Source organism: Pseudomonas sp. ML2-2023-6 (assembly GCF_037055265.1).
GTDB classification, from domain to species: domain Bacteria; phylum Pseudomonadota; class Gammaproteobacteria; order Pseudomonadales; family Pseudomonadaceae; genus Aquipseudomonas; species Aquipseudomonas kulmbachensis.
The window spans coordinates 4,456,956-4,482,023 of sequence record NZ_CP146347.1; the positions used below are offsets into that span (position 1 = coordinate 4,456,956).

The 25,068-nt window shown below is 54.8% G+C and carries 23 protein-coding genes, 1 tRNA gene and 1 pseudogene; 4 read left to right on the forward strand and 21 right to left on the reverse strand.

Features of this window, described 5'->3' with window-relative positions; all coding sequences use genetic code 11:
- Positions 1-40: 40 nt before the first annotated feature.
- Positions 41-1,525 (forward strand): APC family permease, encoded by a 1,485-nt coding sequence (locus V6L79_RS20740; RefSeq protein ID WP_261739208.1) that lies wholly within the window; start codon positions 41-43, stop codon positions 1,523-1,525.
- A 54-nt stretch (positions 1,526-1,579) separates the two neighbouring features.
- On the forward strand, positions 1,580-3,442 hold the full coding sequence (locus V6L79_RS20745) for an NAD(P)-binding protein (RefSeq protein WP_338579432.1): 1,863 nt from the start codon (positions 1,580-1,582) through the stop codon (positions 3,440-3,442).
- A gap of 56 nt (positions 3,443-3,498) precedes the next feature.
- On the opposite strand, the gene V6L79_RS20750 is transcribed toward V6L79_RS20745, so the two are convergent.
- Positions 3,499-4,884: an amidase gene (locus V6L79_RS20750; RefSeq protein ID WP_321834164.1), complete on the reverse strand. Its 1,386-nt coding sequence runs from the start codon at positions 4,882-4,884 to the stop codon at positions 3,499-3,501.
- Between the two features lie 13 nt (positions 4,885-4,897).
- Complete coding sequence (locus V6L79_RS20755) at positions 4,898-6,229, reverse strand: MFS transporter (protein WP_321834166.1); 1,332 nt, start codon at positions 6,227-6,229, stop codon at positions 4,898-4,900.
- 212 nt (positions 6,230-6,441) lie between these two features.
- On the opposite strand from V6L79_RS20755, the gene V6L79_RS20760 reads away from it, so the two are divergent.
- Together V6L79_RS20760 and V6L79_RS20765 are read left to right on the forward strand one after the other, a co-directional pair.
- The gene (locus tag V6L79_RS20760) at positions 6,442-7,470 is read left to right on the forward strand and encodes a LacI family DNA-binding transcriptional regulator (RefSeq protein ID WP_321834168.1); all 1,029 of its coding nucleotides are present in this window, start codon (positions 6,442-6,444) and stop codon (positions 7,468-7,470) included.
- A 102-nt stretch (positions 7,471-7,572) separates the two neighbouring features.
- Complete coding sequence (locus tag V6L79_RS20765) at positions 7,573-8,268, forward strand: tRNA (adenine(22)-N(1))-methyltransferase TrmK (RefSeq protein ID WP_321838070.1); 696 nt, start codon at positions 7,573-7,575, stop codon at positions 8,266-8,268.
- Between the two features lie 71 nt (positions 8,269-8,339).
- Here the strand turns inward: V6L79_RS20765 and V6L79_RS20770 are convergent, their stop codons facing one another.
- From V6L79_RS20770 to V6L79_RS20860, 19 genes and pseudogenes are all read right to left on the reverse strand, one after another.
- On the reverse strand, positions 8,340-8,708 hold the full coding sequence (locus tag V6L79_RS20770) for a hypothetical protein (RefSeq protein ID WP_261739213.1): 369 nt from the start codon (positions 8,706-8,708) through the stop codon (positions 8,340-8,342).
- 383 nt (positions 8,709-9,091) lie between these two features.
- Entirely contained in the window at positions 9,092-10,120 is a 1,029-nt protein-coding gene (locus V6L79_RS20775; RefSeq protein WP_338579433.1) for a hypothetical protein, read from the reverse strand.
- Positions 10,121-10,454: 334 nt separating this feature from the next.
- Positions 10,455-11,741 carry an McrC family protein gene (locus V6L79_RS20780; protein WP_321834173.1) on the reverse strand — a complete coding sequence of 429 codons (1,287 nt, stop codon included), beginning with the start codon at positions 11,739-11,741 and terminating at the stop codon, positions 10,455-10,457.
- Complete coding sequence (locus V6L79_RS20785) at positions 11,738-13,726, reverse strand: AAA family ATPase (protein WP_338579434.1); 1,989 nt, start codon at positions 13,724-13,726, stop codon at positions 11,738-11,740. The genes V6L79_RS20780 and V6L79_RS20785 overlap by 4 nt, the downstream gene beginning before the upstream one ends.
- A gap of 445 nt (positions 13,727-14,171) precedes the next feature.
- Positions 14,172-14,297: pseudogene (locus V6L79_RS24790) on the reverse strand (IS3 family transposase); the annotation flags it as partial.
- Between the two features lie 315 nt (positions 14,298-14,612).
- Positions 14,613-14,688: transfer RNA gene (locus V6L79_RS20795), tRNA-Lys, on the reverse strand.
- A 74-nt stretch (positions 14,689-14,762) separates the two neighbouring features.
- Positions 14,763-15,455, reverse strand: a complete 693-nt coding sequence (queC, locus tag V6L79_RS20800; protein ID WP_261739214.1) for a 7-cyano-7-deazaguanine synthase QueC — start codon at positions 15,453-15,455, stop codon at positions 14,763-14,765.
- A 1-nt stretch (position 15,456) separates the two neighbouring features.
- A complete protein-coding gene (queE, locus tag V6L79_RS20805) occupies positions 15,457-16,104 on the reverse strand; it encodes a 7-carboxy-7-deazaguanine synthase QueE (RefSeq protein ID WP_338579435.1) in 648 nt (215 codons plus the stop codon).
- Between the two features lie 163 nt (positions 16,105-16,267).
- Complete coding sequence (ybgF, locus tag V6L79_RS20810; RefSeq protein ID WP_321838079.1) at positions 16,268-17,083, reverse strand: tol-pal system protein YbgF; 816 nt, start codon at positions 17,081-17,083, stop codon at positions 16,268-16,270.
- Positions 17,084-17,089: 6 nt separating this feature from the next.
- Positions 17,090-17,590, reverse strand: a complete 501-nt coding sequence (gene pal, locus V6L79_RS20815; protein WP_003441254.1) for a peptidoglycan-associated lipoprotein Pal — start codon at positions 17,588-17,590, stop codon at positions 17,090-17,092.
- A 55-nt stretch (positions 17,591-17,645) separates the two neighbouring features.
- The gene (gene tolB / locus V6L79_RS20820; RefSeq protein WP_261742473.1) at positions 17,646-18,896 is read right to left on the reverse strand and encodes a Tol-Pal system beta propeller repeat protein TolB; all 1,251 of its coding nucleotides are present in this window, start codon (positions 18,894-18,896) and stop codon (positions 17,646-17,648) included.
- Positions 18,897-18,943: 47 nt separating this feature from the next.
- The gene (tolA, locus tag V6L79_RS20825) at positions 18,944-20,038 is read right to left on the reverse strand and encodes a cell envelope integrity protein TolA (protein ID WP_338579436.1); all 1,095 of its coding nucleotides are present in this window, start codon (positions 20,036-20,038) and stop codon (positions 18,944-18,946) included.
- Complete coding sequence (gene tolR, locus V6L79_RS20830; protein ID WP_162200692.1) at positions 20,038-20,490, reverse strand: protein TolR; 453 nt, start codon at positions 20,488-20,490, stop codon at positions 20,038-20,040. The genes tolA and tolR overlap by 1 nt, the downstream gene beginning before the upstream one ends.
- Positions 20,491-20,513: 23 nt before the next feature.
- A complete protein-coding gene (gene tolQ, locus V6L79_RS20835; RefSeq protein ID WP_060694291.1) occupies positions 20,514-21,209 on the reverse strand; it encodes a protein TolQ in 696 nt (231 codons plus the stop codon).
- Positions 21,199-21,666, reverse strand: coding sequence for a tol-pal system-associated acyl-CoA thioesterase (gene ybgC / locus V6L79_RS20840; protein WP_261739218.1), 468 nt, complete (start codon positions 21,664-21,666; stop codon positions 21,199-21,201). Before ybgC ends, tolQ begins: the two co-directional genes overlap by 11 nt.
- 137 nt (positions 21,667-21,803) lie before the next feature.
- Positions 21,804-22,862 (reverse strand): Holliday junction branch migration DNA helicase RuvB, encoded by a 1,059-nt coding sequence (gene ruvB / locus V6L79_RS20845; RefSeq protein ID WP_261739219.1) that lies wholly within the window; start codon positions 22,860-22,862, stop codon positions 21,804-21,806.
- On the reverse strand, positions 22,863-23,471 hold the full coding sequence (ruvA, locus tag V6L79_RS20850; protein ID WP_019823258.1) for a Holliday junction branch migration protein RuvA: 609 nt from the start codon (positions 23,469-23,471) through the stop codon (positions 22,863-22,865).
- 112 nt (positions 23,472-23,583) lie between these two features.
- A complete protein-coding gene (gene ruvC / locus V6L79_RS20855; protein WP_029611572.1) occupies positions 23,584-24,108 on the reverse strand; it encodes a crossover junction endodeoxyribonuclease RuvC in 525 nt (174 codons plus the stop codon).
- Between the two features lie 132 nt (positions 24,109-24,240).
- Positions 24,241-24,987, reverse strand: coding sequence for a YebC/PmpR family DNA-binding transcriptional regulator (locus V6L79_RS20860; protein ID WP_261739220.1), 747 nt, complete (start codon positions 24,985-24,987; stop codon positions 24,241-24,243).
- Positions 24,988-25,068 lie beyond the last annotated feature (81 nt).

Below are 25,068 nucleotides of genomic sequence, written 5' to 3' on the forward strand. Positions count from 1 at the left end.
GGCCATCCAAAATCCGCCGTTCTTCCGGAGCCAGCACACCATGAGTGCATCCCCCGACCTCTCTGCCACCATCGACGATAGCGACGCCGAGCAACTGCGCAAACTGGGTTACACCTCCAATTTCAATCGCAGCATGAGCCTGTGGGAGAACTTCGCCCTGGGCTTCACCTATCTCTCTCCGGTCGTAGGGGTTTATACCCTCTTCGGTCTGTGCCTCGCCGCAGGCGGGCCTCCGATGTTCTGGGCCTACCTGCTGGTCGGTTGCGGCCAAATGCTGGTCTGTCTGATTTTTGGTGAAGTGGTTTCACAGTTTCCTATTTCCGGTGGCGTCTACCCATGGGCTCGTCGCTTGGTAGGCAAGCGCTGGGCATGGATGGTCGGCTGGATCTACTCCATCGCACTGTGCGTCACCATCGCCGCCGTGGCAGTCGGTGCCGGCCCGTACCTGGCCGCAATGATGGGCTTTGAGCCGAGCAATAACACCAACATCATCATCGCGCTGGTTTTGACCCTGTTCGCCACCCTGGTCAATCTCAGCGGGACCAAGGTGCTGGCACGCATCGCCATGTTCGGCTTCCTGTGCGAGCTGATCGGCGCCGTGATCGTCGGCGTTTACTTGTTGGTTTTCGAACGTCACCAGCCACTCGGGGTGCTGTTCAACACCTTTGATATCAGCGTCGATGGCTCGTATCTGCCAGCCTTCCTCACTGCCTCGCTTGCGGGAATGTTTCTGTACTACGGCTTTGAAGCGTGCGGCGATGTGGCCGAAGAAACCCCAAACCCGAGCAAGCAAATCCCGGTAGCCATGCGTATGACCATCTATATCGGCGGGATCGCGGCGATGTTCGCCTGCCTCGCGCTGATTCTGGCGGTTCCGGACATGCAGGCTGTGATCAACGGCACCGACAAGGACCCGGTGACCACCATCCTCAATAACGCCTTCGGTCCAGTTGGCTCAAAAGTGGTGATGGGCGTGGTCATGATTTCCTTCATCTCCTGTGTGATTAGCCTACAAGCCGCTGCCAGTCGCCTGCTGTACTCCTACGCACGGGATGAAATGGTCATTGGCAGCTCAGTGCTGAAGAAAATTTCACCTGCAACTCAGGTGCCGGTGGCAGCACTGTTTGTGTCCGGCGTCCTGCCCGCTCTGATCATTGCACTGGGCTTCTTTCTGCAAGATGCGGTGGCAACCATCGTCAGCTTCGCTGCGATCGGCATTTACCTTGCGTTCCAGATGATCGTGCTCGCGGCACTTTACGCGCGCGCCAAAGGCTGGAAACCCAGCGGCAAATTCACCCTCGGCGCCTGGGGCTGGCCGGTGAATATCGGCGCTTTGGTCTACGGTATCAGCGCAATTATCAACATGGCTTGGCCGCGCACCCCGGATGCCCCGTGGTACATCAACTACGCCATGCTCCTGAGCACGGCCATCGTCATCGGTCTGGGCCTGCTCTACATGTGGCTCGCCAAACCGTATGACCACGGCACAGCCCCAGCGGGTGATGCTTGGCAGATCAGCCGATAACTGCATTTCACCCCCCGATACCGCAGCGCTTATAACAATAAACAAGGACTCATCATGGAAATCACCCGCCGCGACTTTCTCAACGGCGTCGCCATCATCATCGCTGCCGGCATGACGCCTTTGCAGATCCTCCAGGCCGCACCCGACGGTCGCTACTACCCACCTGCCCTGACCGGCCTGCGCGGCAGCCACGTCGGCTCCTTCGAAATCGCGCACCAGATGGGCTGGGAGAAAAAGGTCTTTGACACCGATCACCTGCCCATCAGTGAGCAGTATGACCTGGTGGTAGTCGGCGGCGGCTTGAGCGGGTTGTCTGCTGCGTGGTTTTATCGTGAGAAACATCCGAACGCACGCATCCTGATTCTGGACAACCACGACGACTTCGGCGGCCACGCCAAGCGCAACGAATTCTCCGCTGGCGGCCGCATGATCCTGGGCTACGGCGGCAGCGAAGCCTTCCAGTCGCCGAATCACCTGTTCAGTAAGGAAGTGAACGGGATGCTGAAAAAACTCGGGGTCGAAACCAAACGCTTCGAAACCGCTTTCGACCGCCAGTTCTACCCGAACCTGGGGCTGTCCCGTGCAGTGTTCTTCGACAAGGAGAACTTCGGCGAAGATAAACTGGTCAACGGCGACCCAACACCGATGGTCGCCGACGACATTGCCCCGGACCAACTGCATGCCCGCTCCATCAGTGACTTCATCAACGACTTCCCCCTGCCGCAAGCAGACCGGACAGCCTTGATCGAACTGCACGTCGCGCCAAAAGACTACCTCGCAGGCAAAACTGTCGAGGAAAAAACCGCCTACCTGGAAGCCACCAGCTATCGCGATTTCCTGCTCAAGAACGTAGGCCTGTCAGAGTCTGCGGTGAAATACTTCCAGAGTCGTACCAATGACTTCATGGCCCTGAGCATCGACGCTGTTTCGGCTTACGATACTTATAACGTCGGCTTTCCAGGTTTCAGTGCGATGAGTCTGGAACCGATCAGCGAAGAAGCCCAAGCGGAAATGGAAGAGCCTTACATCTACCACTTCCCTGATGGCAATGCTTCGCTGGCCCGGCTACTGGTTCGTAGCCTGATACCAAGCGTCGCGCCCGGACACAACATGGAGGACATCGTCCTCGCATCGTTCGACTACGCCAAGCTGGACCAGCCAAAAGCCCCAGTACGCTTACGTCTGAACAGCACCGCCGTCAGCGTGCGCAATGTCGGCGAAGGGGTAAATATCGGTTACAGCCGTGGCGGCCAGCTCAATCAGGTCCGCGGCAAGCATTGCATCCTGGCCTGCTACAACATGATGATTCCGTATCTGCTGCACGACCTGCCGCCAGAGCAATCCTACGCCCTGAGCCAAAACGTGAAATTCCCGCTGGTCTACACCAAGGTAGTGATCCGTAACTGGGAGTCGTTCCAGAAGCTGGGCGTCCACGAAATCTATGCTGCGACCCAGCCCTACAGCCGCATCAAACTCGACTACCCGGTAAGCATGGGCGGCTACGAACACCCGCGCGATCCGAAACAACCCATCGGCTTGCACATGGTCTACGTACCTACCAGCCCGAACAGTGGCATGAACGCACGCGACCAGGCCCGTGCCGGTCGCGGCAGACTGTACGGGCAATCGTTCGAAGTGCTCGAAGCGCAACTGCGTGATCAACTGCAACGCATGCTCGGCCCGGGGGGGTTCAATCACCAGACCGACATTCTCGCCATCACCGTCAATCGCTGGTCACACGGCTATGCGTATTTTTCCAACAGTCTGTACGACGATGCCGACGAGAGCGAAAAACTGATGAACCTCGCACGCCAACCGCTGGGCCGGGTGAGCATTGCCAATTCGGATGCAGCCTGGAGCGCCTATGCCCATGCTGCAATTGATGAAGCACACAGGGCCGTGGGCGAAGTGGCGTAGTCAAACCATCACAAATGAAAAGCAACCGGTAGCCCTGAGGGGCTGACCGGCTACCTCTATACTGCTACAGGGTTTGTGCGGGCGGCCTGGCCCCGCACGAACAGCTTGGCCAACACCTGCAACAAACGATCATCTGCGCCTGCGGGGCCAATCACTTGCAGCCCTACCGGCATCCCCCTCACCTGCCCCACAGGCAGGCTGATCGCCGGTAACCCGGTAAGGTTCCAGGCACTGGTGTAGCTAAGCACTGCACCGCGTACATCAATGTCCTGTTCGCCAACCCGAACCTCACGCGCATCAACCTCGGTTGCGGTAACAGGTACGCTGGGCGAGACCAGGAAGTCATAGCGCTCGAATAAACGCGCCATGGCAGCCTTGTACTGCTCCTGGCCAGCCTGGGCACGAATGTATTGCCACCCCCTGACCTCGCGCGACAACTCAAGACGTTCGCGTACCTCCTGCTCAAACTTGTGTGGCGCATCCTGCATGCGCTCGGCATGGACGTCGAAGGCCTCGGCGCGTTGCAGAACCAGCAAGGTGTCTTTCATTCCTCCCGCCAGCGGCGCCAGCTCTGCAGTCTCCTGCAACGTATCGCCAAACAACTGTTGCGCCGCCTGATATGCTTGGCGATCCACCTCGGCGTCGACCGGGCCGAAGCTGCCCGTGGTAATCCAGCCCACCCGCAACGGCCGAGGATTGGCCTGCGAGACGCAGGCGCGTCCTGCAATCACTTCGAACAGCAGACGCGCATCCTCGACGGAGTTGGCGATCGGGCCCACGTGGTCGAGGCTCGACGACAGCGGGAACACGCCCTCCAGCGGTACGCTGGCAAACGATGGCTTGAAGCCGACCACGCCGCACAATGCCGCCGGAATCCGGATCGATCCGCCGGTGTCGGTGCCCAGCGCCAGCGGCACCATACCGCTGGCAACTGCAGCGGCGCTGCCTGCGCTGGAGCCGCCCGTGATGCAACGCGCATCCCACGGGTTGCGGGCCGCGCCCTGCAGCGAACGGTCGCCGGTCGGACCGTAGGCAAATTCGTGGGTCAAGGTCTTGCCCACAATCACCGCCCCCGCCTCGCGCAACCGCTGCACACATAGCGCATCGGCGTTCGGCTTGAAGCCTTCGAAATGTGCCGAACCATAGGTGGTGACGTAGTCGAACGTGTCGATGTTGTCTTTGACCGCTACCGGAATGCCCTGCAGCGGGCCCAGGTCCTGACCTTGGGCCAACAACTCATCGGCCCTGCGGGCCTGAGCCAGTGCGATGGGTGCATCGACCTGAACAAAAGCGTTCAAGAGCGGATTCAGGCGCTCGATGCTGTCCAAAGCCGCCTGGGTCAACTCGACACTCGTCAGGCTGCCCGCGCGCAGGCGTTCGGCCAGCGTGGTGACTGATTGGCCAAAAAAATATCCAGCGTGGGTAGGCTTCGCCAGGTTCATACAGACAACTCCATCAAACAACTGCGGGGATAGGGGAAGGAACAGCCTGCCGTCCACCGGGACGCACCATCAGCATTGCGCTCATCCCCAGCGCCGTGGCCACCGCAGCCGCCACAAACATCGAGGAGTAACCGTAACGAACGGTCAGGTAACCGGTGAGCATTGGGGCAATGAACGAAGCGGTGTTGGCGATAAAGTGGGTCATGCCACTGTAGGCGCCAACCCGGTTGGACGGCGCGGTGTCGATCACCACGGCCCAGTACACGGAGTTGGGCAGCGCGTTGAGGGCGTTGGCCAAGGTCATCAGGGCAATCACGCCCCACACGGTCTGGGCCTGCGATACGAGGATAAAACACAACGTGGTCAACAACAGGCAGGTCGCAGCCAGCCAGCTGCGGGCCACTTTCAGATTGCCGGTGCGGCGCAGCAACAGGTCGGAAATCTTGCCGCCCAGCAACACGGTGAAGCAGGCGCCGGTCCACGGAATCATGCCCATGTACCACAGCGACGAGAGGTTGTAATGGAACTCGTCCTGCAGGTATTTGGGGGTCCAGGTCAGCAACAGAAAGGTTACGTACACAAACGAGAAGTAGCCGATTGCATTAAGCAACAGGTCCTTGTTCTTGAAGAAGTGCCAGACCGGCGCAACGCTGCTCGTTGGGGTCGAGGCATTGCTCGCTTCGGCACGTTCCTTGCGCAGAAAGTCCAGCTCGGCTTTGGACACGCGCGGGTTTTCCTCGGGGGTGTTGGTGAAGCGCGTCATGAAGAAGATCAGCAGTGCCAGGCTGACCACGCCCAGCACCACGAACATGCTGCGCCAGTCGCCGGTCAGCGTTTGCAGGCCCACCGCCACCGGGGCAGTCAACAACGCACCCAACGGTGTACTCAGCAAACCGACCGAAACCACGAAGCCGCGCTCCTTGGGGGTCGCCCAGTTGGCCACGCTCTTGTTGATCACCGAGTACGCTGGCCCCTCGGCAAAGCCGAACATCACGCGGATGGTGGCGAAACCGGCCATGGCCGAACCACCCAGGAACGCCAGCCCGAAATCACCGGCAAACGCCGTGGCGATTTCGAAGACCGACCAGGTGGCACCGGCAATCAGCCAGATGCGCTTGGCACCAAAACGGTCAGCGAGGATCCCGCCGATCAACGCACCAAGGATGTAGCCGTAACCGAAGTAACCCAGGACATTGCCCCAGTCGGCCTTGTCGAAACCGTACTCCGGAAGAATGCTCGCCGAGGCGTAGGCAATCGCGCCGCGGTCGATGTAGTTGAGCAGTGCCATCAGCATGATCAGGAAAAAAATCTGGTAGCGGAAAGACGGAATCACTGGGTTATTCATAGGAATCTGACTCTTCAAGTGATGGCAGAAGTCAAAAAGTCGGCCGGACTCGGCGTATTTTTATTGTTTTACCCAAACGTTTGGGTTGGCGAAATGTAGAGCGAAGAAAAGTTTTAGTCAAACGTTTGGGTAAAGATTTAATTCCGGGACGATGCCCCATGTTCGGGTAGAATTCGCGCGCTGAATAACAGACTGCTGGAAGCCTCTTGAACATGCCGAATCAATCCCGCCCCGCCACCCTGAAGTCCATGGCGACTGCACTCGGAGTGCACGTTTCCACGGTGTCACGGGTGCTCAATGGCGACCCCGCCGGGGTCGAGCGAGCGGCGTCGGCCGAAGTTGTGGCGCGGATTCGTGCATTGGCAAAAGAGCTGGATTATCGACCGAACACGCAGGCATCCAACCTGAAGTTGCGTAAAAGTCAGGAAATCTGCGTGCTCATGCCGCGCCTCACCGACCTGGTGATGGCGACTATCTACGACAGCATCGACAGCGCGGCCGAGCAGGCTGGCTACCTGACTTTCGTCTCCAATACCGACGACCAGCCGCAGCGCCAGATGGCGCGTGCCGAACATGCCTTGCGCCGCTCGGTGGCCGGGTTGATCGTGGGTGATTCACACGTTGGCGAAACCCAGCCCTTGCTCGATCTGCTGACTCGCAAGCACATCCCCTACGTGCTGGTCAGCCGCCAGATTGCCGGGCATCTGGCTGCATGCAGTGACGATGAGTTGGGTGGCTGGCTGGCGGCCGAGCACCTGTACCAGCTGGGTTGTCGCGATGTGGCAATTCTGGCGGGCGAACGGCATGCCTCCACCGGGGCCGACCGCACACGCGGTTTTACCCGGTTTTACCGTGAACAAGGCATCACGCTGCGCCCGGAGTGGACCCTCAATGGCCCTTTTGACAGCCTCACCGGACACAGGCAAGGCGAGTACCTGTTGGGCCTGAACCCACGGCCGCAGGCGTTTTTCGCGGTCAACGACTTCCTCGCCATCGGCTTGATGGGAGCCGCACGCGACAAGGGCTTGATGCCCGGCAAAGACATTGCCGTGGTCGGCTTCAACGACACCCCGCTGGCCAACGAGCTGATGGTGCCGCTGACCAGCGTGCGCCTGCCGCTGGCAGAAATGGGTCAGCATGCCGTGCAACTGCTGCTCAAGCGCATCAAGGGCGAGGCCTGCGAGTCGATCACCCTGACCCCGCAGCTACAGGTGCGGGCGAGCTCCTCGCTGCTGCGCTGAGCTTAGCCAGGCGGGTGGGCGCTGAAGCGCACAAGCTCGGTCAATCACATTACCCGCGCCAAGGCCTAGGTACTGAACCTTCGCGGTGAAAAGGAACTGCAGTTGAACCAACATACATTGTCCATGCGCCTGGAGCGCGTGGCTGCACATATACCAGCAGATGCGCACCTGGCCGATATCGGCTCGGATCACGCCTATCTGCCGGTGGCGTTGATGCGGCGTGGCGTCATCGCGGCGGCGGTGGCTGGCGAGGTGGCATTGACGCCGTTCCTCTCAGCCAAGCGCACCGTACGCGACAACAGCCTGGAACAGCGCATCACCGTGCGTCAGGCCAGCGGCCTGGCAGCGATCGAACCGAGCGACGGGATTACCGCGATCAGCATCTGCGGCATGGGCGGCGAAACCATCCGCGACATCCTCGACAACGGCAAGGCCCACCTGAGCGGCCGGGAGCGCTTGATCCTGCAGCCCAACGGCGGCGAACAACCACTGCGCCAATGGCTGATGGAAAACGACTACTGCATCCTCTACGAGGAACTGCTGCGAGAAAATAGGTTCGACTACGAAATCATCGTCGCCGAGCGCACCGGGCCAGTGACATACACAGGCGAAGAACTGTACTTCGGCCCACTGCAAATGCAGGCCCGCAGCCCGGAGTTCCTGCACAAGTGGCAGCGCATGCTGCGCCAGAAGCAAAAAAACCTGAACAACATCGCCCGAGCGCAGCAGGCAGTACCCGAAGCAAAGGTGCAAGACATCGCCCAACAGGTACGCTGGATTACCGAACTGCTGGCTTGAGCGGGCCCTGCACCTCCCAGGGCTCAATCCAGGACGCCAACCACGACACCTTGTTCATTGACACTGGACGACTAATCCCCTGCACCATGAAACGTGACAGTCCGATTCGTAAAAATCGCCTGCAGACTGACCGGCTCATTCCCCATCTCTGTTTTTCGTCTGATCTCTTCCAGCCCCAGCTCAATACGATAATCACATAGATGCTCGAAAAGCCTGTCTTGTGAGACCGTGACGGCCTCGCCTCCACTTTTGGAGCACAAGATATGCAGCACCGCTGCAAGGGGCAGAGACAGTGCATCCTCTACATCCTGCTCAAAGTACGCTTCCAACTGTGCAGCCAGCACACCCAGCCATTTATCACTCAAATTGCAGGGCAACGTGGACTCAAGTCCTTTGCGAAGCACCTCGTCACGAAACGAAACCATCAACCCCTTGGCCATGGCACAACCCTCTGTAGTGAGGATGCCTATTTAACTACCGCCCAAAGACCATGGCTCTGGCTTTAATCGAGTGAAATTTCCTATTTTCAGGTGCATCACTTCCTACCCAGCACGTTGCAAGGAATGTGCTTTCTATTGCATCCATACCCGCGCCTGACCAAATCGCAGGCACAAAAAAGCCGGTTAATCCTGAGGATTAGACCGGCTGTTTTGGTGTTGCTATATGGTGGGTCGTGTGGGATTCGAACCTACGACCAATTGGTTATGCTCGATGCCATCAGAATCACTTTCCCTCATAGAAGCGGGTACCTCACGGGCTCGCTTGGCTCTGTTTTTTTTCAGTTAAAAACTTGCACAGGGTGGATAAATTGCAGCGAATTCAATCATCCACTTTTAGGTTTCTTGATTCCACATGGCCTACTCCATTCAATATTACTAGAGGAAATGGCAGAAATGATCGAATTAACGAGTGGCCTGGAGCTTGGGAGAGGCAGGTATAATCCAACTATTCGCGGATATACTTCTGTGTCGTCAGAATATATAAGGGTTTTGATTGAGGCCGCAGCAATAAGGGCATTTTGAGCCGTCGTCGCGTTCAATTCACTGTGCATTGGAAGCGCACTAGAGACTGCTTTCCCACTCACACCTAAAGTTTGTACAATCAAGCTCCCTTTAAGGTTATTGGCCTGAGCCTCAGCGCCTATAACACCGATACCGGAAAGATTGGCTTTACTACCTGTTATCTCAACATTTGATGTAATGCGGATCCCGATCCCCACATATACAGGAATATTGTATGGCGTGAAAATCAAGCCAGCGCCCCCTGAAACTTTATTGCTTCTATCTTTATAGTCACTATCAGTAAGTACAATATATCTCTCGGCCACTACAGATTGTCTATTCGCAGTCGCATTCCCGTATGAGTACTCAGAAGTCAGCGGATCCAATATCGATACCTGCTGCCAATTAGAATTTTCTAGCTCCGAACCTCCGAACACTGCAATTTTTGCATTTCTATATCTAACTTGCTTATTGATCCACAACCTGAAATTTATCGTATCGGCAGATATGTAATCGGCAGTAACCCGATAATGCTCAGAATTACCACCTATTTTCCCTACCCCATACGTGACACTCCCCCCCGATGTAAAGTTCTCAACCACCATCCGAACTGTGTTATCAGGCAACGACGACAAGACATCCTTAAATTGTGGTGAAGCAGACGGCTCACTACTGCCTCCAAGTACTTTTTCTTCAGCGGTACAGTTCTCCCCCTTTGCTGTAATCACGCGTAACGGGTCCAATGGGATATAAGTATAGCCAGACGTTTCATCATAGCTACTAGCAGGATAGATCTTACAACCGCCCACGCTAGCGACCACCACGACAGCAAATATGATTTTATTATTCATAACTCACTCTCTCACCATCATGCAAAAACGAGCATTGAAAATTCACATATAGAAATCCAACTTACTAATATAAGCAGCGTATGCCAGACACCACCTTGAGCAATTTCGTCTGTCACTAATATTCTGAGTGCAATACAGATAGCATAGCGCTGGCCTAGAATTTTGCACGGAAGAAAATCCTGGGCTTCACATACGACCGAATGAAAGTATTGATCCCTTATGAGATGGGTGGTGGGATGGCCGTTTTTGTCACGGTTTCGGGTTTCAATCAGCACCTCTAGTTCGACACCTAAAACTCATTTACCCCCATCATTCAACATAAGCGCGAAAACAGTTACTCAAATTTATTAGCCAGCAACGCAGCTAATTTTTCCGGCTGCAGACCTACCAGTTCGTCAGTTTCAAGGTCGAATGGGACCACCCACAGCGTGAGCCCGCTTCCAAAATGAAAAGGTTGCAGCGTTTCCTGAAAAAGCTGTCTTCGTGGATAAATCAGTACCAGTTCTCCTTCTCCATTCAAATACTTATGGCCATAGGCAAAAAGCTGGTAGAAGTCACTCTGGTTTAAACCGTATTTGTTCTCGCTTGTTCTCGTGTCCAAACACTTCCATTTAGCATCAAGAACCCATTCTCGTCCTTGGAAACGGATCAAAAAATCCGGTTCCAAGCGAAACCAAGGATTGTTCTGATGCTGACACAGATGTTCACTTCTGGCTGGAGCACGTAACGTTGCTCCATGCTCCAGCCGTTTTCTAAAAAAAGCCTCCACGTAGTTTTCAAAGAGTTTTTCCATCGGGAACAGCAAACTCACTCCCTGCCAAGCTCCCTCCAACGCCAATGGCATCTGTTGATTAAGCACCAGTTCGCACCACGGCCTGATTGACACATAGTGCGCCATAAGCCGATCTGTCTGCCAAGCACGAAAATCCTTACGCACTTGATAACTACAAGGAATTTCACGCAACAGGCTCCTTAGTTCATTAGCGAGACGCCAGTTATCCGCATCTTGAGTCGAGCGGCATACTTGCTCCAAAGCTAACTTCAACAAACGGTTTTCCGCACGATCAGGAAGAAATGCATCATGCCGGAGCTGAAAATATTGCTGACGACCAAGTGGTTGACGCATCTGAGCCACAGTATTGAGCTGACCTCGCAAAAAACGCTGCTCATCTTCGATCCGGTGAAAATCAAAGCGCACTCCTCGTTTGATCAAATAATCCAGCTCGGACAAAAACTGAGCCATCACCCATTCTGTCAACGGAGCGTCGTATAGCTGCAATGCCGTAATACCGGCCTCACGTGGTTTGATCCGCAAAGCAGCTTGAATCATCTTGCGCAGTAATGCCCTACTGGTCTTTCGACAATCACCAGCTTCAATGTGCTTGGGGAGAATTTCCAGCTTTGTACCGCATGGCGTTTCAATCAGCCCAACATAGCTATCCCATCGAAGAGAGCGCCGTCCCTCCACATGCAGCAGTACTGCGCCCGATTTATTGAACGACTCGCTGAGCTTACACAACCAATCGAAAGCGCTCTCAGAGACCTGTGCATTATCCAGATCACAAAGCACAGAATCTGTGGTTAGCCGCGCATACTCTCTGACTGTGACCAAACGATTCACGCGGACACGAACTCAGAGAGAGAGGTTTCGATAAGAGCAGTATTAGAAACTGAAATCACACCGCTATAAGCCCCCACACGAGTAAACGCCGCGCTGTTTATCTGCCACGGTCGAGTATATGCCGGCACATTCACGCTATCGCCAAACAATGCTTGCATATCACGCGAACTCTGACCGGTGAACCGATCCGCAACTGCTTTACGATGGTCATTCAAGACCCAGTGAATGCGCTGCCAGTCTTCAAAGAAATACTCTTGCAACAACGGTAAAACCTGATTGCGGAAGATTTGCTCCAGCAGATGCATCCGCTCATCTTGAGTCAGTTCGTCCTTGGACAAAGGCATAAAGTACGCATGGCCAAGGCGATGATCGCGATCGAGCAGCACCTCAATACGATCGTTCATAGATCTGAGCAACTCACCAATATTGATGCCTCGAACACTAATATCGTCCAGCAAATCCGGGCGCGGAGGCATCTCCCTGAACGTAAATCGTCGGCGCAAAGCGATATCCAAACCTGCCAGTGAGCGATCAGCCGTATTCATGGTTCCAATTAAATACAGGTTCTCAGGCACGCTAAAGCGCTCTTTTGAATAAGGTAGTAAGACTTCCAGTGCCTCATCCGCTCCAGCACGTTTTGATGGTTCTATTAACGTAATCAACTCACCAAAAATTCGCGAAACATTCCCACGGTTGATTTCGTCGATGATCAAGACAAAAGGCTCAAGCGCGTCGGGTTGAGTTGCTGCCTCTTCAGCCAAAACGACCCCCCCCTCATGAAGAGCTTCCTGCAACGCAGGCCATGTGATGCGCCACAAGGGGTAGACCGTTTTCAGCGTAAGTCCAACACCTCTGTTAATGGCGGTAATGTCGAATTTCAAACCCGTCGCTAACCAGCGTACAGGTAATTTCTGAACATAATCGTTGCGTACTCCTACAGGGACATTGGGCTCGTACTCGTACTCACCGGTCACAACTCCAACTGCACTGATCTGTGTCCGCGTCCCCAAGCAAACCAAGACATCCCCAGGCAAAATGTTCAGCCCAAAGTCAGTCAAGGAGCTTTGTTCATTTGAACCCAAATTCAAATCTGGGCTCTTCAAATCAGCTGAGCGGATATCACCCACGGAAGACCAACCAATACGCGCCTCTCCATGCTCAAAGCAATAGCGACGGGTATCACCAGAGCTACTCGCTTCCTCAATAGAAATTTTCCAGACTTTAGCGCCCTCCCTAACACCGACTCGTTGCTCATAGACTTTGTCGCGGCGTGCATCCTCACACATTTGGGCAAAAATACCCTTCTCAACCCGGTATTGAACGCCTGATGCAGGTTGTTCAATATCAATATCCACAGTGTCTGCACGGATTCCTTCTACAAAGTCCTCATAGCTAAAGCTCTGATGGAACGTAACAAAGCGAACCTGCTTTTTTTGGACAAAGGCATCAAAGCGTTCTTTTAACGCCGCACGGCTATTATTTCCATCATATAAAAAGTCACCATCGAGAATTTCCAGCGCGCTTTCAATGGTCTTATAGGTTTTTCCTGTTCCAGGCGGACCAAAAAAAATTTGATTAAGGGGGATCGGATGCATAGTCGTTTCCAGGCCAGGACGGAGATCGCCAAGTGGTAAAGATGGCTGTGTATCTGCCAGTTTTTCAAACGTTATTTGATAATGACCGTCAGAAACCTTACTCAAAATGGCGCGATCTCCTCCCTTGAGTTTTAGCGCAGAAAAGGCCGCGCCAAATCGAGCTCTGATACGCCCAAATTTTTTGATGATCCACGTTTCATAAGTATTACCCGCGGGCAGCGTCAGTTTAAAATGCTCTTGCGGCTCGCGATCTCCCTCAGCAATAAATTCTGAAGGAAACAAAGTGGCTAAATCCGGAGACGCTATATAGCCATTACGGATAGCCCCATCTGTCAGCGTTATGTTTAACAGGTGACCAAGCGCAATCCCATCCAAAACGTGGTCTCTCATGAACATCTCCAGGCATTCGGCCGAAGTTGGTACTCAGATTAATAAGCCCTAGCCACTACCAAGGCCATGTAAAAGATAATCAAGTTTGCCACTCATGGTGAAAGCAGCAGCCCCCCTTCCACCTTTTTTCTGCATTTTCAACCTTCACTGCTGAATATCAATCCACGAAACGTCATCGTCAACAACGGAAAAGTCTCTATCTGACGCTTCCTGTTTGTCTTGCAATGTGACGACGTCACCCGCAATCGAACCAGTCGGCGCTACCACGCCGGAGAACAGCTCCCTTCTGTAGTGGCCAATACGGAGGCGGCGTTTGGTTTTTTCTCGGTCTGAGCGGGCATTAGCCCCCCCCCATTGAATGGATAAGCCCGTATCCAGTTGTAGCGGTGAATTAAACAATGGCTGATATCTCGCTGAGCTGCACAGCCGACATATGGCCTACTTAGGATATCCACTCCGTTTTCAAGTCCCGGAATACGCGCACCATCGGCGAATTATCATCACAATTGCCTCGGCGACTAATGCTCTGGCGTATGCGGTACCGCCAAAGACGCTGCTGAAAGTGGCGGCTGCCGCTTTGGGCGAACTCAACCGATCGTCGCAACACCGGATTGCTGGACAAATTTTAAATACTCATTTTGAACTTCAACAGGTGTTTTTCAGCCGAGTGTTAATTGAGTGAGGCGATTCAGGACTTGAGCTTGCCATCACTGCAATCGATTGATGAGAGATCAGACGCATCGACGCTGTTGGAATTGATGATAAGCCGAGAGAGGATGAATGCCACGATTGGGACTGCCAGCCAGCCATCCCTCCTCGCCAAATTGCAGGCACAAAAAAGCCGGTTAATCCTGAGGATTAGACCGGCTGTTTTGGTGTTGCTATATGGTGGGTCGTGTGGGATTCGAACCTACGACCAATTGGTTAAAAGCCAACTGCTCTACCAACTGAGCTAACGACCCGCTTCGTTGTGGGACGTATAATACTGATTTCTAACGAGAATTCAACACCTTGTTAGAAATAAATTCGAAATAATTCAAAAATACCGGGTTGGGTCAGTAATTCCGGCGGCTGCAAAGCCTTCTGCGCGCAGGCGGCAGCTATCGCACTTGCCACACGCACGACCCTGGGCGTCTGCCTGGTAGCAAGAAACGGTCAATGCGTAGTCCACACCCAGCTTCACGCCGGCTTGTACGATTTGAGCCTTGCTCATGTTTTGCAGAGGCGCCTTGATACTAAAACCCTGCCCCTCTACCCCGGCCTTGGTCGCCAGGTTGGCCATGACTTCAAACGCTTCAACAAACTCCGGGCGGCAATCCGGGTAACCCGAGTAATCCACTGCGTTGACGCCAATAAAGATATCTCGCGCTTGCAGCACTTCAGCCCAACCCAGGGCCAGAGACAGGAACACAGTATTGCGCGCTGGCACGTAGGTGACCGGGATGCCCTCACTCGGAGCTTCTGGTACGTCTATCGAGCTGTCAGTCAGGGCTGAGCCGCCAATACCGTCCAGGTTTAGGCCAATCACTTTATGCTCAACCGCGCCCAAGTCCCGCGCAACACGTGCAGCTGCGTCCAGCTCAGCGCGGTGACGCTGGCCGTAATCAAAACTCATGGTGTAGCAGCTATAGCCTTCAGCACGGGCCATAGCCACCACGGTTGCTGAGTCGAGGCCGCCAGACAGCAAGATCACGGCTCTTTTTTCGGTGACAACAGTTTGTTCGGTCATTTCAGCGCCCCGGCTCGTCATTCCATAGATATTTGTGCAGTTGCATCTGCAAGCGTACTGGCAAGTTATCCGCCACGATCCAGTCCGCCAGATCGCGGGCTGGCAAATCATGGTGGCTCGGCGAAAACAGCACTTCGCCCGCCCGCCGCTCCAAACCATACTCGATCAACTTGGACACAGCCCAGTCGTAGTCTTCCCGAGAGCAGATCACAAACTTGACCTGATCATTGGGTGTCAGCAACGCGATGTTTTCGTAAAGGTTGCGATGGGACTCTTTTGAGCCCGGCGTTTTCAAGTCAAGAACACGACTGACACGCGGATCGACCGCCGAGATATCAAGAGCACCACTGGTCTCGATCGAGACTTCGTAGCCCGCATCGCAGAGCTGCTTGAGCAGAGGAATGACATTGGGCTGGGCCAGTGGTTCGCCACCGGTCACGCACACGTAACGCGGGCGAAAGCCGGCAACTTGCTGGAGGATGTCGTCAAGGGGGCGCACAGTCCCGCCGCTGAAGGCGTAAGCGCTGTCACAGTAACCGCAGCGCAAAGGGCATCCGGTCAGGCGTACAAAAACGGTGGGCAGCCCAGCCGTTCGCGTTTCACCCTGCAACGAGTAAAAAACTTCGGTAATTCTCAATGTGTCTTGCATAGTCGCCACGGGCGTAACAGCTAAACAGGCTGTCCGCCTCCGTCAGGCACCCCAGAGAATCTGCTTACGCAGGATTCAAAAGAGCGTATTTCATAAAAGGGCGTGGATTCTAACGAAAAAACCCGCGACAGGCGCGGGTTTCTCGATCAAAGCCGGTTATTGCTTACATGCGCTGCAAATCGCGCTGAGCCAGCTGAGCAGCCGAAGTACCCGGATACTGAGCTACAACCTGCTGCAAGATGCCTTTGACCTTGTCGGTATGACCCAGGCGGCGCTCTACATCAGCAAGTTTGTACAGTGAATCAGGTACTTTCGCATGCTTGGGATACAGCTGACTGACCTTGGCAAATGCCTGGCCAGCGGCTTGCAGATCACCTTTGGCGAGATTCACTTCACCCAACCAGTATTGGGCATTGCCCGCATATTGGCTGTTTGGATATTTGCGCAGAAAGGCTGTAAATGCCTGGCTGGCCTTGTCGAAATCCTTGGCTTTGATCAGGTCGAAAGCAGCATCGTAATAGAGCTTTTCTTTCGCCGGATCACCAGGTTCCGAACTGGCAGCAACCTGAGGTGCAGGCGCTGCTGTATTACCGGCGGCATTACCACCAGTAGAGGAATTATCAGGAGCGGCAGCAGGAGCAATGCCAGAACCAATACGCCGATCAAGTTCCTGGTATCGCTCCAGGCTTTCTTGTTTCATGCGAGATATATCATTTTGCAGAACTTCGATCACACCCTGTTGGCGTGCAATCTGTTCCTGCATTTGTTGCAGCTGGTTGAACAGCTCGCCCTGTGCCGAGACAGGGGCCGAAACCCCTCCCCCGGCATAGGCGCCGCTCGCACCATAACCCGGTGATGGATAACTCCCCCCGCTATTGTTATAGCCAGAGTTGTCATCGACCACAGGAACCGCAGCCCATGCCGCTAGCGGCATGAGGCTGAGAGTCAGAATAGTTACAGCACGGCGGCACGTTCGCATGACGAATTACTTACGCAGTTCGACGCGACGGTTTTGAGCCCACGACTGTTCGTCGTTGCCAGTAGCGATTGGACGCTCTTTACCGTAGGACACCAGCTCCAGCTGTGCTGGAGAAACACCTTGCAGTACCAGGTAGCGTTGAACGGCTTTCGCACGACGCTCGCCCAGTGCCATGTTGTACTCACGAGTACCACGGGCGTCAGTGTTACCTTCCAGAACAACGCGAGCGCCGTTAGCTTTCAGGTCTTTAGCGTGAACGTCCAGAGCGCGCATTGCTTCTGGTTTCAGGTCCGAAGAATCGTATTCGAAGTAGAAAACAGTGATAGCGCGCAGAGCAGCTTCTTCGCTCAGGGAGCCATCAACAGCGCCAGTGTTTGCGCCGTAACCAGCGTTTGGATCAACAGCAGCGCCTTCACCGGCATTGTCGCCGCCTTTGGACGAGCAACCTACAGCTACAGCCATGGCCAGTGCCAGCGCAGCGAATTTACCAAACTTCAGCATTTCCATCGTAAAACTCCTAATGAACCCCAAGTGTTATGTGCAACGTACAGCTATCACCACGTCAGTTCAGGTAAGGGGACCAGGAAGGTTCTCTGACTTCGCCTTGAGCGGTAGGAAGAGGGAGCCTTACGCGTCCATTAATAGACACGAGCATCAAGACTCCCCGGCCCTGCTGGCGGGTGGCGTAGATTACCATGGTGCCGTTGGGTGCGACAGTAGCAGACTCATCAAGGTTGGTATCTGTGAGGATTTTCACGGTTCCACGCTGTATATCTTGCGCCGCAACACGGAAATTGGTGAAACCGTCCTGACGATGGATCATTACCAGGGTCTTTTCGTCAGCCGAAAGCTTCGGACTGGCGTTGTAGTTCCCGATAAATGTCACGCGCTCTGCGTTACCGCTACCAACTGCGGTCTTGTAAATCTGCGGTTTGCCGCCACGGTCAGAGGTGAAGTAGATGGTTGAACCATCCTTGCCCCAGAACGGTTCGGTATCAATTGCCGGGTTATTGGTGACGCGAGTCAACCCACGAGAAGCCAGATCCATTACATAGATCTCGGCATTGCCGTCTTTGGACAATACGAACGCCAGCTTGGAGCCATCCGGCGACCATGCTGGAGCGCCGTTCAGGCCTTCAAAATTGGTGATCTGCTCACGACGACCGGTATCAATGTTCTGCATAAAGATACGTGGGCGTTTCTGCTCGAACGACACATAAGCGATGCGCTTGCCATCTGGTGCAAAACGCGGCGACAGGATCGGCTCACGCGACTGCAGCAGGGTAACGGCGCGAGCACCATCGTAATCCGAGCGCTGCAAGGTGTAACGGGTATTGGTTGCACTGGCACGCTCAGCCGTTACATAAAGCAGACGGGTTGAGAATGCACCTTTAATACCGGTCAGTTTTTCAAACGACTGATCGGAGATGTAGTGCGCCATATCCCGCAACTGCTCAGCAGTACCCGACACGCTGCCGGTCAACACTGGCTGCTCGGTTGCAACGTTGAACAGGGCATATTGCACCTGCAGGCGACCACCTGCGGGCACGATATTACCAACCATCACGTACTGGGCACCCAAGGCTTTCCAGTCACGGAAAATGACTTCGCTGGCCTGAGTCGGCAAGCCAATCATGTTCTGCTTTGGAATCGGCGCGTAGTAACCCGAGTTACGCAGGTCATTACCAATGATTTCAGCCATGTCATCCGGCAGCACAGTGCCGCCCTGCCAGCCGAAAGGTACTACTGCAATGGGTGTCGCCCGGTCGCTGCCACTGGTGACCAGAATGTTCTTTTCATCTGCTACAGCCATCCCTGCCAGGCAGCAGACGACGACCAGCAGTCCTCGAAAAAGTTTAATCACAAGGCTAGATCCTCAGGTGTGAATGTCATCTTGAATGATCGATAAGGATTAAAATCGCTGGGCTTCATACCCTGCATTTCCGTTAAACGGCCAATATTTTTGACCGCTGCCACAGCCGAGCTATCGAACGGTCCATCACCACTGGACTTGGCAACCGTCACAGACGTTACCGTGCCATCTGGCAACATGCCAATTTGCAGCACCACTGTCATATTTTTGCGCGCCGACGGCGGACGAGCCCACCCTTCTGCTGCACGAGCACGAATCAGGTCATCAAAACTACCGGCGACCTCATCACCTTGCTCATCCGCCAAGGCTTGCTGGCGTTGCGGCGTATCGGAAAGCAAATCAGCCAAGGCTTGCGCCTTTTTCTCTTCGGTCGATTTACGTGCTGCTTCTACAGCCTTTTTCTTGGCTGCATCGGCCGCGGCCTTTTTCTTCGCATCTTCGGCAGTTTTCTTCTTTGCCTCGTCTGCTACGGCCTTCTTCTTGGCGTCTTCAGCTGCTTTTTTCTTCGCATCTTCAGCCGCTTTTTTCTTGGCGTCTTCTGCGGCCTTTTTCTTGGCCTCTTCTTCCGCAGCCTTCTTGGCCTCTTCCTCGGATTTTTTCTTGGCTATGTCTGCCAGTTTTTTCTCTTCGGCTTTTTTAGCGTCTGTAGCCTTTTTGGCATCCTCGGCTTTCTTGGCGTCATCAGACTTCCTCGCCTCGTCTGCCTTTTTGGCCTCGCTCGCCTTGGCTTCGTCAGCCTTCTTGGCTTCTGCAGCCTTTTCGGCAGCCTCTTCCTTCTTTTGTTCCGCGGCTTTTACAGCTTCCTGCTCAACCTTCTTTTGTTCCATCTGCTCGACTTCGGTCTGACGAGCGGCGGATTTCTTCGCCTCACCCGCAATCTTTTGATTGGTTTGGGTGGTTGCCTGACTTTTTGACTTCAGCTGATACAAGGTCGCCTGAACAATCGGCTTAGAAGGCGGCAGGTCCGGAGTCATGGCAAAGCTGGCGAACAGCATGCCAAAAATCAAAACGTGCAGCCCTACCGCCCAAACTGTAGGCCAAAAAAAGTTTTCAGAGGCGGACGGCTCCCGCTGTTCGCGCATCAGGGAGCCTCGGTTATCAAGCCAACGTTACCGACCCCGGCCTTCTGTAGGCCACCCATAGCACCCATTACCGCACCGTAATCCACGGTTTTGTCACCGCGAATAAAGACCTGGGTGTGTTTGCCGCCCTCATTGCCTGCGCGAATGATTTTAGTCACCGCGTCAGTCATCTGAGGCAAGGTCATTGCCTTGTCCATCTGCTTGTCGGTATCAACTTCACTGCCAAGGTTCCAGAAGTAGGTCTTGTCAGCCTTGATCGAAATAGTCAGAACCTGAGTGTTGTTGTCTTGCGGCAAGGCCTCGCTGGAGACCTTGGGCAAATCAACCTTCACACCCTGGTTGAGCATCGGAGCGGTCACCATGAAGATGACCAGCAGCACCAACATCACATCGATGTAGGGCACTACGTTCATCTCGGCAACCGGCTTGCGCTTTTTGCGAGCTCGAGCGATTAAAGCCATTGGAAATTACCTGCTTATTCTTCGCTGGTGTGCACTTTGCGGTGCAGGATCGCCTGGAATTCATCGGCGAAGGTGTAGTAGCGGCTGATCAAGGTTTCGCTACGCGCAGCAAAACGGTTGTAGGCAATTACCGCAGGGATAGCAGCAAACAAGCCAATGGCCGTTGCAACCAACGCCTCGGCAATACCTGGCGCCACTGTCGCAAGCGTTGCCTGCTGAGCAGTTGCCAAGCCACGGAAGGAGTTCATGATGCCCCATACCGTACCAAACAGACCGATATACGGGCTCACAGAACCCACAGTGGCAAGGAACGGCAAGCTTTGTTCAAGCTTTTCTTCTTCACGGGAGATGGCTACGCGCATGGCACGTGCAACACCTTCCATTACCGCTTCAGGATCGACGCCCGGCTGCTGACGCAGACGCGAGAACTCTTTGAAACCGGCACGGAAGATTTGTTCAACGCCGGAGTCCGGGTCCGGATTGCTACCCGCCTGACGATACAGCTTCGACAGGTCGATACCCGACCAGAAACGCTCTTCAAAGCTTTCCAGGGCACGTCGACCGGCGCGCAGCATGGTGCTGCGCTGAAAAATCATGACCCACGAGGTAACCGATGCGGCCAGCAGGATCAACATTACCAACTGCACAACAATGCTGGCATTGCTGACCAAGCTCCACATGGAGGAATGGTCGACGACGTTAGCTTCCACGCTTTATCTCCTGCTCTAAATGTTTACCCGCGCCGCTCACGTCGGCAAAGGCCGTACGTAAAGCTTCGGGAATGGCTCGGGGTTTGAAACTATCGGCGCGCACACAGGCCACCAAAAAATGCCCTTCACAGAGCAGCGTTGCATCTGCAGCCCGCCAAACCTGCTGCTTGAAACGCAGGCTGGCACGGTTCAGTTCTATTACTTGCGCACTTACCAACAGTTCATCGTCCAGTCGCGCCGGTGCGTGGTAACGCGCCTCGCTGGAATGCACGACAAATAACAGGTTCTCACCCACCAGCTCGGATTGGGCAAAGCCCATCTCCCGTAGCCTTTCGGTTCGAGCCCGCTCCATAAACTTTAGATAATTTACGTAATACACGACGCCACCCGCATCGGTGTCCTCGTAATAAACGCGACAGCGATGTACGAACGGCTCAAGCCTGTTTTGCGCGCGCATACTCTAGTGCTTACTCCTCAGGTTGCCAATCCGCCAAGCCACTGTTTTTTGCGCTTCTTGGGCTTTATGACCCAAGATTTTCAGCGCCAGTCCTTGAGACAGCAAAAACCTTAAAAAAATCGGCCGCAAACGGCTTATTAATCGTCCAGGGCATTCAGAAATTCGTCTACTACAGGCATCTCACCCAAACGCGACGGAATGTTCAAACCGAAGTGTAGATACGCATGGCGAGTCACAACACGACCACGCGGGGTGCGCATGATGTAACCCTGCTGGATCAGATAGGGCTCCAGTACATCTTCGATCGTATGACGCTCTTCACTGATTGCCGCGGCCAAGCTGTCTACACCCACCGGCCCACCATCGAACTTCTCGATCATGGTCAACAGCAAGCGCCGGTCTTGATGATCAAAACCATGTTCATCGACATCCAGTAGATTCAACGCCAGGTCAGCCACCGGCTTGGTGATATGACCCTGGGCCCGCACTTCGGCAAAATCCCGTACGCGGCGCAACAGACGGTTGGCTATGCGCGGTGTGCCGCGAGCCCGACGAGCAATCTCGTAAGCACCCTCAGGATCAAGCGGCAAGCCGAAGATACCGGCCGAGCGGCTGACAATCGTCGCCAGATCGTCGGTGCTGTAGAACTCCAGGCGTTGCACAATCCCGAAACGATCGCGCAGCGGGTTGGTCAGCATCCCGGCACGGGTCGTCGCCCCCACCAGAGTGAATGGCGGCAAGTCGAGCTTGATGGAGCGCGCAGCTGGCCCTTCACCAATCATGATGTCGAGCTGAAAGTCCTCCATTGCCGGGTACAACACTTCTTCGACAATGGGCGACAAACGATGGATTTCATCAATAAACAGCACATCGTGCGGCTCAAGATTGGTCAGCAAGGCGGCCAGATCCCCCGGACGCTCCAATACGGGGCCCGAGGTGCTTTTGATCGACACCCCCATTTCCTGGGCAATGATATGGGCCAGCGTGGTTTTACCAAGCCCGGGCGGACCAAAAATCAGCGTGTGATCCAACGACTCCGAGCGCCCGCGTGCGGCCTGGATAAACAACTCCATCTGCTCACGCACGGTTGGCTGGCCTATATAGTCAGCCAGACTCAAAGGGCGAATCGCTCGATCCTGAACTTCTTCTCGATCTCGCCCGCTTGAGGCGGTTATCAGACGATCAGCTTCAATCACTTAAATCATTCCCTTCAGGGCGCGGCGAATCATATCTTCACTGCTCAACGTTTTATCCTTGATAGCGGAAACCGCCTTGCTCGCCTCTTGAGGCTTATAACCCAAGGAGATCAAGGCACTGACTGCATCACTTTCTGCGCTGGCCACTTGCACCGGCGCATCAGGCTGATTAGGCACCAGGGCGAACATGCTTGGTACTTGCTCCCACGCCTTGAAGCGGTCTTTCAGCTCAACCAGCAAGCGCTCGGCGGTCTTTTTGCCCACCCCCGGCACCTTGGTCAAGGCCGAGGTGTCCTGCGCCTGCACACAGCGAACAAGTTCATCAACCTCCAGGCTGGACATCAATGCCAGGGCCAGCTTGGGACCAACACCATTGAGCCGGATCAGCTCACGGAAGAAGTCGCGCTCGCGCTTGCCAATGAAACCATAGAGCAACTGCGCGTCCTCGCGAACCACCAAGTGGGTATGCAAGGTCAGCGGCTCGCCGATAGACGGCAACCGATAAAGCGTAGTCATCGGCACTTCCAGCTCATAGCCCAGGCCGTTTACATCAAGAATCAGGTGCGGCGGCTGTTTTTCAGCCAGAGTGCCGCGCAAGCGTCCAATCACGTTTCAGATCCTTTTCTCTGGCCAGATCAATGGCTGACAAGTAGAACGACAGAACCGCATCATTACAGATGAAGCCCTGCCAGCAAGCTTAATTACAGATAAAAAGCGCGTCTCAGAGCCGCAAACGCCCGCCACGACTACGCGCAGCACCCAAACCATGCGGCAACAGGCTGGAGCGCGTGTGCGCATGGCACAAGGCAATCGCCAAGGCATCCGACGCATCAATTTGCGGCTTGGAGGTCAGCTTGAGCAGGTGCATGACCATCATCATCACTTGCTCCTTGTTGGCACCACCAGTGCCTGCCACGGCCTGTTTCACCTGAGTTGCCGAATATTCGGCGATCTCCAGGTTTTCTTCGGCCCCGGCCACAATCGCTGCACCTCTGGCCTGCCCGAGCTTGAGCGCCGAGTCGGCATTGCGCGCCATAAAGACTTTTTCGATGCCCATGGTGACAGGACCGTACGTCTGAATAACCTCACGCACCCCGCGATAAACAATCTGCAACCGCTCATGCAGTTCGCCGCTACCCGTGCGAATACACCCAGATGCTACATACACACAGCCACGCCCAGTGTCCCGCACTACGCCATAACCGGTGATTCGCGAACCAGGATCGATACCAAGAATAAGAGTCATAACGCCTACAGCTTATGAAGTGACGCCCACCGGCATTTACCCGGACAGCTTAAAGGCAGAAGCCGGAGGTGCACAGCGCCGCGATAATCGCGACGGAGCACCTCCGGCCTCTTGATTGACGCAACCTGTATGTCAGGCTAGCTGCTCCAGGACGGCGTCAGGGATTTCAGCGTTGGAATATACGTTCTGTACGTCATCCAGGTCTTCAAGCATATCGATCAGCTTGAGCACCTTTTCCGCACCTTCCAGATCCAGTTCGGCGCTGGTGGTTGGCAGCATGACGATTTCGGCATCAGCCGGAGCAAACCCTGCTGCCTCCAGTGCATTGCGAACCGCATAAAAGCTGGAGAACGAAGTAAACACGTCAATGGAGCCGTCTTCATTGGTCACCACATCGTCGGCGTCAGCCTCCATTGCAGCTTCGATCAAGGCATCTTCATCAACGCCGGCAGCATAGGATATCTGACCCTTGCGCTCGAACAGATACGCCACAGAACCGTCAGTCCCCAGGTTACCGCCGCACTTGCTGAACGCATGACGTACAGCCGCTGCGGTGCGGTTGCGATTATCGGTCATGCACTCAACCATCACAGCAACACCGCCAGGGCCGTAACCTTCGTAGCTCAACTCGACCATATCGTCGGTATCAGCCGCGCCAGCACCCCGGGCGACCGCACGATCGATGATGTCACGGCTCATGTTCGCACCAAGGGCCTTGTCCAGCGCCAGACGCAGACGCGGGTTAGAACCCGGCTCAGCACCGCCTTGACGGGCAGCAACGGTCAGCTCACGTATCCACTTGGTGAAAATCTTGCCTTTTTTGGCATCCTGACGCTCTTTGCGGTGCTTGATGTTCGCCCACTTAGAATGACCTGCCATAACGTACTCCGAATCCCTTTATAAAACCTTGCCCGGCCTCGCCTGTGACGTGACCCGACAATAAAAATTCTTGCCCCAAAT

Excerpts from the sequence above, each read along its gene's own strand:
- V6L79_RS20740 (WP_261739208.1), top strand. The coding sequence starts at position 41 with ATGAGTGCATCCCCCGACCTCTCTGCCACCATCGACGATAGCGACGCC.
- V6L79_RS20745 (WP_338579432.1), top strand. The coding sequence starts at position 1,580 with ATGGAAATCACCCGCCGCGACTTTCTCAACGGCGTCGCCATCATCATC.
- V6L79_RS20750 (WP_321834164.1), bottom strand. The coding sequence starts at position 4,884 with ATGAACCTGGCGAAGCCTACCCACGCTGGATATTTTTTTGGCCAATCA.
- V6L79_RS20755 (WP_321834166.1), bottom strand. The coding sequence starts at position 6,229 with ATGAATAACCCAGTGATTCCGTCTTTCCGCTACCAGATTTTTTTCCTG.
- V6L79_RS20760 (WP_321834168.1), top strand. The coding sequence starts at position 6,442 with ATGCCGAATCAATCCCGCCCCGCCACCCTGAAGTCCATGGCGACTGCA.
- V6L79_RS20770 (WP_261739213.1), bottom strand. The coding sequence starts at position 8,708 with ATGGCCAAGGGGTTGATGGTTTCGTTTCGTGACGAGGTGCTTCGCAAA.
- V6L79_RS20775 (WP_338579433.1), bottom strand. The coding sequence starts at position 10,120 with ATGAATAATAAAATCATATTTGCTGTCGTGGTGGTCGCTAGCGTGGGC.
- V6L79_RS20785 (WP_338579434.1), bottom strand. The coding sequence starts at position 13,726 with ATGAGAGACCACGTTTTGGATGGGATTGCGCTTGGTCACCTGTTAAAC.
- queC (WP_261739214.1), bottom strand. The coding sequence starts at position 15,455 with ATGACCGAACAAACTGTTGTCACCGAAAAAAGAGCCGTGATCTTGCTG.
- queE (WP_338579435.1), bottom strand. The coding sequence starts at position 16,104 with ATGCAAGACACATTGAGAATTACCGAAGTTTTTTACTCGTTGCAGGGT.
- ybgF (WP_321838079.1), bottom strand. The coding sequence starts at position 17,083 with ATGCGAACGTGCCGCCGTGCTGTAACTATTCTGACTCTCAGCCTCATG.
- pal (WP_003441254.1), bottom strand. The coding sequence starts at position 17,590 with ATGGAAATGCTGAAGTTTGGTAAATTCGCTGCGCTGGCACTGGCCATG.
- tolB (WP_261742473.1), bottom strand. The coding sequence starts at position 18,896 with ATGGCTGTAGCAGATGAAAAGAACATTCTGGTCACCAGTGGCAGCGAC.
- tolA (WP_338579436.1), bottom strand. The coding sequence starts at position 20,038 with ATGCGCGAACAGCGGGAGCCGTCCGCCTCTGAAAACTTTTTTTGGCCT.
- ybgC (WP_261739218.1), bottom strand. The coding sequence starts at position 21,666 with ATGCGCGCGCAAAACAGGCTTGAGCCGTTCGTACATCGCTGTCGCGTT.
- ruvC (WP_029611572.1), bottom strand. The coding sequence starts at position 24,108 with ATGACTCTTATTCTTGGTATCGATCCTGGTTCGCGAATCACCGGTTAT.
- V6L79_RS20860 (WP_261739220.1), bottom strand. The coding sequence starts at position 24,987 with ATGGCAGGTCATTCTAAGTGGGCGAACATCAAGCACCGCAAAGAGCGT.